At 52.1% G+C, this 585-nt stretch carries 1 pseudogene; it reads right to left on the minus strand.

The annotated features are described in order from the left end of the window. Positions 1-573: pseudogene (locus NP77_RS22565) on the minus strand (IS6 family transposase); the annotation flags it as partial. Positions 574-585 lie beyond the last annotated feature (12 nt).

Raw genomic sequence — 585 nt, forward strand, 5'->3', positions numbered from 1 at the left:
CAAATGATTTGAATCCCAGCATGGGCCGTATCCGGCGCTTGATATTTCGGTGATCCTGTTCCACCAGTTGTTCAGGTGCTTACTCTGTCTGACCCTGATGCTTCCATCTGCTGATTTACCGGCGTTGAGTATGGTCAACGCTGCCGTATTGGCGCCACTTTTATCAATGGTCACAACCTCCGGTTCACCGTGGTGGCGCATGGCCTTGCGGAAAAAACGTAGTGCTGCCGCTGCATCCCGTTTAGCCGTCAGCAGAAAGTCGATGGTCTGACCATCAGTGTCAACTGCCCGGTACAGGTATTTCCACTCACCTTTAACTTTTATGGAGGTTTCATCCATCCGCCATCGACGACCCACTGTGCGTTTACATCTGCGAAACGCCCTGTCCAGCCGGGGTACCATGCGGATGACCCAGCGGTGAAGTGTGGAGTGATCAACAATAATACCCCGCTCAGCCATCATCTCTTCGAGGTTGCGCAGGCTGAGTGAGTACGCCAGATACCAGCTGACACACTGCGCGATAATATCAACGGGATAATGGAGGCGTCGGAAAGATTTTTGGATCAAGGACATATTCGGCAACAT

The organism is Pantoea sp. MBLJ3, from assembly GCF_000816655.1.
Lineage (GTDB): Bacteria > Pseudomonadota > Gammaproteobacteria > Enterobacterales > Enterobacteriaceae > Pantoea > Pantoea eucalypti.